The following is a 10986-nucleotide window of genomic DNA, read 5'->3' as shown; positions in this document are numbered from 1 at the left end:
GCGAGGCACCACCCGACCCCGAGATCACACCGCCCTTCTCGACCACGATCTCCGGCTTCGAGCCACTGTTCGAGTCCGGCACCACCAGCTGACCCGACGGCAACCGCAGCGTCGCGCCGTCCTTCACCGTCACCGTGCCCAACCCGTTGGTCGGGTCGCCGATCGCCGAGGCACCAGCACCACCGACGACCGAGACCGTCGCCCGACCCGAGACCACCAGATCCGCGCCACCGTTCGTGATGCCCGGCAGACCCGGCGTCCCCGACGCATCCACCGTGAACACGCCCGGCACGGTCGGAGCGGTCGAGGAATCCGTGACCTCCAACGTCGTCCCCGGCTTCACCACCACATCACGCACCGACACGTCGTGGCCGTTCAGATCGACCACCACGTTGCAGTTGCTCACCAGCTCCCGCGTCGGCAGCGACAGATCCGCAGCCAGGACGATCACCAAGGGCGGGGTCGTGTTCGTGCAATCGGCCAACGCCGCCACGAACGCATCCACATCGCGGGTCGCGTCGCCCAGCTTCCACTGCGCGTACGCGGTGATCCCCACCGGCGGACCCGATGCCGCACCACCGATCGCCGTGAGATCGGCGGACGCCGTCACGGCCGATCCGGCGCCGTCACGACGGGTGTTCCATCCCTCGAACGAATACCCCGAGCGCGTCGGAGCAGCCGGGAAGGTACGCCCGCCGGCCGTGAACGAATCCGCGAACACCCGCTCCCCCGACGGCGCCGAACCGGCGGCGCCGTTCAACGAGAAGTCCACCTGGTAGTGGCGATCCAGCACCTTCACCAGTACATCCACCAGCGGCATCAGGATGCGGCCGCCGTTGCGGATCTGGCCCTCCCCGGAGATCGAGGCGAAGGACGGCGAGGCGGCCGCGGACCCGCGGATCACACCGCCGGACTCCACGACGATCTCCGGCCCGGTCGCGTCGGTGTCGGGCACCCGGAGGAGGCCGGACGGCAGGCGCAGGACGCCGCCGCTGCCGACCGTCACCGAGCCGAAGTCGCCTGCCACGCCACCGAGTGCGGACGCACCACCCGAGGCGGTCAGGGTGCCGGCGATCGCGATCGCACCGCCCTGGGAGTCGACGCCCAGACCGCTCGCACCACCGGTGGCCGTCACGGTCGAACCGGAACCGATCGTGGTCGTGCCGGCGATACCGGCCGCACCGCGGTCGCCGGTCGCGGTGACCTGCGCCGAGCCGCGGATCGTGATGGATCCCGGCGTACCCGTCGCGCCACCGGACGTGCCGATTCCGACCCCGATGGGGCCGTCGCCGAACGCCTCGACCGTGCTGCGGCCCTCGATCACGATCGCGCCGTGGGCGACACCCGTCGTCCCGTCGCCGATGCCGGCTCCGCCGGCTCCGGTGGCCGAGACCTGCGCCGTCCCCGTGATCGTGAGGTCGGCGCCGGAGAGCCGGATGCCGCGCTGGGCGGTCACCTGACCGGCCGACGCCGGGTCGGCGGTGGTGTCGGTCAGCGTGAGGTCGCCGCTGGCCGCCACCTCGACGGCGCCGGTCACCAGACTGAAGCCGGCGAGGTCGATCGTCAGGTCGCAGGCTACAGCGAGGTCGCCGGGCGTCATGATGTTCGCCGCCAGCGCCACTGTGGTGGCACCGGTGCAATCGCCAGCCAGGCCGGTGAGCTCGTCGGCCGTGGTCACCGAGTCGAGCGGACTCCACTGCGCGTGAACGGTCACCGCCGATGCCGTCCCGGTCGCCGCCGGCAGCACGGTGGTGAGATCGGTCGTGGCATCGACGTCCGTTCCCGAACCGTCGGCGGCCGTGTTCCAGCCCTCGAAGGTGAACCCGTCGCGTGTCGGATCGGCGGGCATCGAGCGCTCGCCGTTCGTCACCGTGTCGGCGAAGGTCGTCACCGACGACGGCGTGCGCCCCGAGGCGCCGTTGAGGTCGAAGTCGAGCCGGTAGTGGCGGCGCGTGACCGCCACGCTCACCTGGTCGGCCGGGAAGAGCAGCCGGCCGTCGTTGCGGATCTGGCCGTCACCGGCGAGCAGCCCGAGATACGTCCCGGGGCTGATCCTCTGCGTGATGACGCCTCCGGTCTCCACGACGACTTCAGGCCCCGCGGCGTCGGCGTCCGGGACGATCAGGGTGCCGGTCGGGATGCGCAGCACGCCGCCCGACTTCACGGTCACCGATCCGAAATCGCCGGGCTGGTAAGCGTTGCTGACGCCGAGCGCGGAGAGCCCGCCGCCCGCGATCAGCGTGCCGCTGAGGGTCAGCGTGCCGCCGGGCGTCGTCTGGCGACGGTGCTGACCGGCGCCGACACCCGAACCGAGCAGACTCGTGGCGGTCACCTGGGCCGAACCCGAGATCACCACCGTGCCACCGTTGTTGCCCGCGCCGCCACCGATCGCGGCACCGCCGAGTTGGTCGGCGGACGCCGTCACCACAGCCCGGTCGCGGATCGTGACGATCGGTCCGGACTGGCCGGTCGTGTCGGTGAAGCCGGTGCCGATCGCGGCGCCGCCCTTCGCACCGCTCGCGACCACCGTGGCGTCGTCCCCGATCGTCACGGTGCCGCCGGCACCGCGTCCCCAACCGCCGCCGATGCCGGCGCCGCCGCCCGCACCGACGGCGCTTACGGAGGCGTGGTCGAGGACGACGACCGTGCCGCCGTCCTCCTCCTTCGCTCCACCGATCGCCGCGCCGCTGACTCCGGAGTCGGAGCTGGTGGCCGTCACGGTGGCCGTGCCGGTGACCCGCAGCGTGGCACCGGTGGTGCGGATGCCGGCGCCGTTCGGCAGGCTCGAGGAGTCGGCCGTGAACGTGCCCGCGTCCGCACGGTCGGCGACCGCGGTGGAGTCGGTGATCTCGAAGGTGCGTCCCGAGCCGATGACGACGTTGCGCGCCGTCAGGTCGTGCCCGTCCAGGTCGAGGACGACGTCGCAGGCGACGTGGAGCTCGGCCCCGGTGTCACTGGCGTTCGCGGTCAGCGTCACCCTCAGCGGCGGGCTCGTCGTCGTGCAGCCCCCGAGCAGGTCGGTGACGGCCGCGATCGAGGAGACCGAGGTGAGCGGCGTCCCCTGCGCGTAGAGCGTCGCGGTGGTGGCCGGACCGGTGGCCGGAGCCAGCACGGTCGTCAGATCGGAGGTCGCGGTGACCGCCGCACCGCTGCCGTCTGCCTTCGTGTTCCAGCCGGCGAAGGTGAACCCGGGCCGGCTGGGATCGGCCGGGAAGGACCGCCCGCCGTTGGTCACGCTGTCGGCGAAGACGGTGATCGGCGACGGCGTCGTGCCGGCCGCGCCGGCCAGGTCGAACTCCAGGCGGTAGTGGCGCTGGGTCACCGGTGTGCCGACGTTCGCGGTCGGCAGCAGGAGGCGGCCGCGGTTCTCGATCTGGCCGTCGCCGGTGATCGTGGCGTAGGTCGGCGTGGCGTCGGTCGAGCCCGTGATGAGGCCGCCGGTCTCGACGACCACCTCCGGGCCGCCGGCGTCCGTGTCGGGCACGAGCATCGGGCCCGAGGGCAGCCGCAGCACCCCGCCGGACTTCACCGTCAGGCTGCCGAACTGCGGCGTGCCCGTCGATCCCGGGATCGGCGTTCCGGCACCGATGGCGGTCCGGTCGCCGATCGCGGTGACCGTGGCCCCCGCAGCCACGGTGACGTCCATTCCCGAGCCTGCACCGCCGCCGATGCCGGCGGCGCCGGATCGGCCGATGGCCGTGACCTGAGCCCGGTCCCGCACCGTGAGGCGCGAGGGCGGGTCAGCGGCAGCACGGCCCAGCACGCCGATCCCGGGCGAGGGTGACGTACCCGCACCACCGGTTGCGCGGACGACGGCGTCGCCGCCGATGACGATGTCGATCTCCGCACCGTTCGTCCCGGCGGAGCCGATAGCCGGGACGTCGGGGGCGCCGGTGGCATCGATGTCGGCATGGCCGTCGATCGTGATGGTGATCCGTCCTCCGAGACCCGTGCGGGTGATGCCGCCGACGCCGCCAGCGGTGGCCCCGGTCGAGTCGACGTGGACGGCACCGGTGAACCGCACCGATCCCTCGGTGGAGATGCCGCGCGAGGCCGTCAACACGCCAGGCGTCGTCGGCGCGCTGCTGGTGTCGGTGATCGTGACCAGCCCGGTGTGGCGCAGATACAGCGTCTGCACGGTGAGGCGGTGTCCGTTCAGGTCGATCGTCACCGGGCACAGCGCCTGCAGGCTCAGCGTCGGAGCGATCAGGTCTGCGGCGAGGACGATGGGGTCGGCCGGATCCCACGCCGAGCAGTCCGTGATGGCCGCCTCGAAGGCGTCGATGTCGGTCGTGGGGTCGCCGAGCTGCCACTGGGCGTAGATGGTGATCGTCGTGGGCTCGCCAGTGGCGTCAGCGCCCAGGGTGCGCAGATCGGTGGTGTCGGTGACCGTCGTCCCTGTGCCGTCGGCCGCGGTGTTCCAGCCAAGGAAGGAGTAGCCCCCGCGCGTGACCGTCGGCAGCGTGCGGTTGCCCGCCTGCACCGTGGTCGCGTAGACCCGCGGGCCCGACAGCACCGAGGAGTTGCGCGCCTGGGTGTCGTAGTCGATCTGGTAGTTGTGCTGGGTCACCGCGACACCGACGTTGCGAAGCGGCAGCAGGATCCGACCGCCGTTCTCGATCTGGCCGGTGCCGGTGATGCGGGCGTAGGTCGCAGTGGTGTCGGTCGAGCCGTCGACGACGCCCCCGTCGGCCACGGTGAGCTCGGCGCCCGCGCCGCCGTCGGTGAGGAACACCGAACCCGAGGTGACCCGCAGGACACCGCCCGCGCGCACGGTCGTCGTCCCGAAGCCGCTGCCGGACGACGGGCCGCCGAGGGCCGCCGCGGAGGTCGCGCCGCGGGCGATGAGGGTGCCCTCCACGACGACGGTGCCTCCGGACAGCGGGACGCCGCCCACGATGCGACCGCCGACGGCGGCCGCCTGCGAGCCGCCGCGCGCGTCGAGCACCGCGCGACCCGTGACCTTCAGGGTCGCCCCGGTCGTCGAGACACCCGGCACCCCGGTGAGCGCCGAGGTGTCGACGACCACGCGCCCGCCCCCGGAGGCGGAGGAGTCGGTCACCTCGAGCGTCGTCCCGCTCGCGAGCGCGATGTCGCGCAGCGTGAGGGTGTGGCCGTCGAGGTCGAGGACGACGTCGCACGCGACCGCCAGTTCGCTGGCGGGGTCGCTGAGGTCGGCCGCGAGCTTCACCGTGGTCGTGCCGGTCGTGCCGGCACAGTCGCCGAGGCCGGTGATGAGCGCATCGACGTCGCGGGTCATGTCGCCGACCTGCCAGCGCGCGTACAGCGTGCCGACCGACGGCGTCCCCGTCGCCGGGTCGAGCAGGGCGGTGAGGTCGGTGGTGTCGACCACGGTGGTTCCAGTGCCGTCGGCCTTGGTGTTCCACCCCAGGAAGGTGGAGCCGCGCCGGGTGGGCGTGGGCAGCGTGCGGTCGCCGTTGGCGAGGGTGTCGGCGAACACCCTGACCGAGGACGACGACACCGAGCCGCCACGGGCGTCGAGGTCGAGGCGGTAGTGGCGTCGGGTGACCGGCACCTGCACGTTGGCGGTGGGGAGCGTGATGACGCCGTCGTTCTGGATCTGGCCGGTGCCGGTGATCGTGGCGTAGGTCGGCGCGGAGCCGGTGGAGCCGGTGGAGCCGGTGGAGCCGGTGGAGCCGGTGATCGTGCCACCCGCAGCGACGGTGATCTCCGGTCTGCTGGTGTCGGTATCGGGCACGAGCATCGGCCCGGCCGGCAGCCGCAGTACGCCGCCGGAGAGCACCGACACCGAGCCGTTGGAGCCCGCAGCGCCCGTCCGGCCGAGTGCGGTCACCCCGCCGGAGGCGGTGAGGGTGCCGGAGATCGAGGTCGCGGTGGCGTTCTGGAAGGCGGTGAGGGGGTTCGCCCCTGTGCCGACGCCCGCGGCGTCCGTTCCACCGGTGGCGACGACGGTGGCACCGGCGCCGATCGTCAGCGCGACACCGGGCCCACCGCGTCCGCCGCCGATGCCCGCACCGCCGCCTCGACCGATCGCGGTGACCTGGGCGCGGTCATTGACCGTCACCTGGGACAAGGTGCCGCTGAGGAAGTCCGTCGTGGCGCCGGTGCCGATGCCCGGACCGTCGAGACCGCCGGTCGCGGTGACGACGGCGTCGTCCTTGATCGTGATGCGACCCGCGGTGTTCGCGGCATCGCCTCCGATGCCGGCCCCGCCCTGGCCACCCGTGGCGATGACGGTCGCCGTTCCCGAAACGGTGAACCGCGCGCCGTTCAGGAGCGAGACCCCGGCCTTCCCCGCGGGGGCTCCTGGAATGACCAGACTGCCTGCCGAGGCTCGTGCCGACACCGGCGTCGAGTCGGTGATCTCGGCGATCGCGCCCGGCGTGACGACCAGCCCCTTGGCCGTGATGGTGTGACCGGCCAGGTCGAGGACCCCCCAGCAGCCGAAGTACAGGAGGTCGTCCGGCATCGAGATCGAGGCGGTCAGACGCATCCGGACCGGGTTCGACTGGCCGACCTCGAAGGCATCGCATGACGGCAGGAGCCCCTTGAGGTCGGCGGCCGTGCCGACCTCGGCCAGCGGCTTCCACTGCGCGTAGAGCGTGAGCGGGGTGGCGGTCCCCGACGAGGGGACGAGGAAGGTCGTGAGGTCCGTCGTATCGGTCACGGTGCGACCGAAGCCCAACGCCTGGGTGTTCCACCCTTGGAACGTGAAGCCGGGGGCTGTCGGCTGCGGCAGGGTGCGTCGACCGTTGGCCGCCGAGTCGGCGAACACTGTCACGGGAGCCGGATCGGTGCCGAACTGCGCGAAGAAGGACAACTTGTAGTTGCGCCGGGTCACCGGCACCGAGACGTTCGCCGTCGGCAGGTCGATGACGCCGTCGTTCTGGATCTGCCCGGTGCCCGTGACGCTCGCGTACGTCGGCGTCGCATCGGCCGAGCCGGTGATCAGACCACCCGACTCGACCGTGATCTCCGGCGCGGACGTGTTCGTGTTCGGGATGACCAGCGGGCCGTCCGGCAACCGCAGCACGCCACCCGACTTCACCGTCACCGAGCCGAACCCGACGCTGCTCGAGCTGATTCCCGCCCCGAGCGCCGAGGATCCTCCGTTCTCCTTCGCGGACGCCGTCACCGTGCCGGCGATCGTGACCGTCGCCCCATCACCTCGGTCGGCGACGGCCCCGCTGCCGATGGCCGCAGCGGCCTTGCCGGCAATGGCGACCACCGAGGCACCGGCCCCGACGCTCACGCCGATCGCGGAGCCCAGAAGTCCCCCGCCGATCCCGGCGCCGCTGTCGCCGCCCGTCGCGGTGAGCGATGCGGTGCCGGTCACCTCGAGCGACGCGGGCGCGGTCAGATTCCCCGAGTTTCCCAGGCCGATTCCAGCTCCCAGATTCCCCCCCGTGGCCGTGACCTGCGCAGCGCCCCCGACCGAGACGACAGCCGCAGACCCGGAGACGCCGCCCCCGATCCCGGCACCGGAGAAGCCACCCGCCGCCACGACGATCGCGTCACCATCGATGACCACCGTGCCGCCCGATCCCCGGAGGCCGCCGCCGATGCCGGCTGCCTGGGTGCCGCCGGTGGCAGACACCGACGCGTGGCCGTGGATCTCGACCCTCCCACCGAGAGCGCCCGTCGCGCTTCCGATGCCGGCGCCGGATGACCCTCCCTTGGCGACCACCGTCGCGTATCCCTGGATGATGGCCGTGCCAGCAGCCGGGCCCACGGCGCTGCTGTCGATACCGGCGGCATTGGACCCGCCCACAGCCTCGACCGATACCGTTCCCGAGGCGATGAACGTCGCCGCTCTGGCCTGGATACCTGCAACGTTGGCCAGCGCCGAGCTGGCCGACTGCGTCGTCAGCTTGCCCGCCGAGGCCCGGTCCGCCACCGGCGTGGAATCGGTCAGCTCGAACGTCTTCCCTTGGCCGATCGCCACGTTCTGCACCGTCACGTTGTTGCCCTGCAGATCGAGCACCGCGTTGCAGTTCACCGACACCTGGGTCGAAGGCGCCGAGATGGGCGCCGTCACCCTCACCGTCAGCGGCGTCGTCGTCGCGGAGCAACCCGACAGCACCCCGGCCAGATCATCCGCCGTACCCACCGAGGCCAACGGCGTCCACTGGGCGTACAGCGTCTGTGCGGTCGCGGCACCCGTCGAGGGCGCGAGCGGCGACGTGAGATCTGTCGTGGCGTCGACTGTCGTGCCGGTTCCGTCGGCCGTGGTGTTCCAACCACCGAAGGCGAAGCCGGGGCGGGTGGGCGTCGGCAACGTCCGGTTGCCGTTGGCCACGGTGTCGGCGAACACCGTCACCGAGGACGGCGACACAGAGCCGCCGTTCGCGTCGAGATCGAGACGGTAGTTGCGCCGGGTGACCGGCGCAGAGATGTTCGCCGTCGGCAGGTCGATGACGCCGTCGTTCTGGACCTGGCCGGTACCGGTGATCGTGCCGTAGGTCGGTGAGGAGCCGCCAGAACCGGTGATCCGGCCCCCATTCTCCACGGTGAGCTCGACGCCGCTGGAGTCCGGCACCGCGGTGTTGCCGGAGGGGAGCCGCAGGATGCCGCCGCTCGTGACGGTGACCGAACCGAAGCTGGTGTTGCCCGCCCCACCCGTCAGGGAACCGGCACCGACGGCCGAGAACGGCGAGGTCGCCGAGACCGTGCCTGCGATCGAGATCGCCCCGCCCGCTGCACCTGCTCCGGCGCCCACACCGGCACCGGCCGCCCCACTCTGCGCGGGGCCGGCCGCGGTGGTGACAGTGGCGCCCGCGCCGATGCTGATCGCGGTTCCGGGAACGCCGGAGCCGCCGCCGACCCCGGCTCCGCCGGTCCCGCCGATCGCGCCGACCGTCGCCCGGTCCTTGATCGTGATGCCCTGACCGTTCCAGGCGCTGCCCGCTCCAGCGCCGATGCCCGGCCCGCCGGCTCCACCAGTCGCGCTCACCCGCGCGTCCTCACCGATCGTGATCGCCTTGGTGACCGTATTGGTGGAGGAACCGATGCCGGCCGAGTCGGAGCCTCCGGTGGCCGTCACCGTCGCCCGTCCGCGGATCGTCACCGGCCCGTCGCCGATCCCTGCGCCCGCCGCCCCACCGCGAGCGGTCACCGTCGCGTCCCCCTCGATGATGATCGAGGAGGCCGCGGCGTTCCCCGCACCGCCGAGGGCGGCGCGGTTGGCACTGCCCGTGGCGTCGACACGAGCACTGCCGCCGATCGTGAGTGACCCGTAGGCCGTGATGCTCTGACCGACGGTGACCACACCGGGTGCCCCGGTGGCCGATGTGGAGTCGGTGAGGGTCAGCGACATCGACGGGGCGACGAGGATGCTGTTCAGGGTCAGGTCGTGGCCGGCGAGATCGATGGTCAGTCGGCACCCCACCGCGAGGTCGGAGGTCGAGTCGGTGATGGACGCCGTCAGAGCGACCGAGCCCCCGGACGGTCCGCAGCGAACCGCGAAGTCCTGGAGATCGGCGAAGGAGTTGCTCGCCGCCGCGGAGGCGCCCGGCGTCGAGAGCGGCGAGACGGCGGTGAGGAGTGCCAAGAGCGGCACGCAGACGACGCGCGACAGCCGGGGACGACGGGGGGCAGACCGCATGGAGAGGTCCTTCTACTGGGGCAACCGGGGAGGGCGGGGCGACCCAGGAACCCGAACCTCCTGAGCCAGCAGCGCAGTGAAACACGCGTTCTCTCAACACCGCGGCGCAATCAGACCCGGTCCAGACCAGAAACCGGCTCAGATTGCGCTCACGTTGCGCAACGGGCCGCGGTGGTGACGGCCGGACGTCCGACTCACCGGGCTTCGAGGCCCTCGCCCAGGGGCTCGGGCATCTCAGCCACCGGCTCGGCTCGGTGGCTGAGGTGCGAGCGCAAGCGAGCCGTCCCGGTGGCTGAGGTGCGAGCGAAGCGAGCCTCGAAGCCCCCGCACCCCGGCGCCGTCAGCGACCACCCCCGTACCGGTACGACCGCGCCACCCGACGCGGCTCGTACCCCGGCGCGGCCAGCCGCACCAGGAGCACGATCCGACCGACGTAGCCGGACGGCACCACCAGACGTTTCCCATCACCGAGCCCACGACCCGAGGCATCACGCCACCGGTACGAGACCGCCAGACCCGGCACCGCAGTCGACAGCCCGGACAGGCCGGCGACCGTCGCCACCAGCACCACACCGTCCCGCACGATCCGCACGTCCGGCTTGGCGATCCGCCCCTTGCGCACCACCTTCGTCGTCCGCGACACCGTCACGGTGTCGTAGCCCGGAGCCGTGACGACGGCGGTGACCCGCAGCCGCTTGCCCCGATCCGCACGCGTCAGCTTCCGGAACGCCGGCAGACCCGCCGCCGACGGCACCGATCGCACGGTTCCCTTCCGGGAGATCCGCTGCCACGACCAGGCCACCGACAACCCCGGCACCTCATCGACCGACGGAAGGCCGGTCAGCGCGCCGTTCACGACCCTGCCGACCCGGGTCTTGCCCTTCACCGCCAGCCGCAGCGCCGGCAGCCCAGCAGCCGCCACCGGCGAGGTGTCCGCCGAGGCCGACCCCGACCGGAACCCCGACGCCGACAACGACGCCGTCGCCTGCAGCACCGCACCGACGTCGTCGGCGCTCGGGGTGTAGCTCGAGCCGGTCGCACCCTCGATGGAGGTCGCGACACCGTCGACCACCCGCGACCACCGCCAGGCCACGACCAGACCGTCGACCGAGGAGGCCAACGCCACCGACGCCGTCAACGGCGCACCCACCACCGGCGCCGAACCACCGGTGATCGTCACCGACGCCGACGGCAGATCCGCCTCCACCGGCGAGGGCGACGGACTCGGCGACGGAGTCGGAGTCGGCGTGGGAGTCGGTGCGGGCGGAACCGGGATCGGCTGCCACTGGGCGATGAGCACCACCGGCACCGGCGACCCGTCCGCCGACCCGAACACCGACAGATCCGTCGAGGCCGTCACCGGCGTCAGCACACCGCCGACCACCACGGCCCAGCCCGTG

Annotated in this window: 2 protein-coding genes; both read right to left on the bottom strand. The window is 72.5% G+C overall.

The window, feature by feature from the left end:
- A partial coding sequence (locus ABD671_RS02760) for a beta strand repeat-containing protein (protein WP_344731682.1) occupies positions 1 to 9586 on the bottom strand: 9586 nt, incomplete at its 3' end.
- Between the two features lie 340 nt (positions 9587 to 9926).
- On the bottom strand, positions 9927 to 10793 hold the full coding sequence (locus tag ABD671_RS02755; RefSeq protein WP_344731680.1) for a hypothetical protein: 867 nt from the start codon (positions 10791 to 10793) through the stop codon (positions 9927 to 9929).
- Positions 10794 to 10986 lie beyond the last annotated feature (193 nt).

Source organism: Nocardioides fonticola (assembly GCF_039536805.1).
In the GTDB taxonomy this organism is placed as follows: domain Bacteria; phylum Actinomycetota; class Actinomycetes; order Propionibacteriales; family Nocardioidaceae; genus Nocardioides; species Nocardioides fonticola.
The sequence above is the reverse complement of the archived record's forward strand: the minus strand, read 5'-3'. Positions and strand labels throughout refer to the sequence as shown.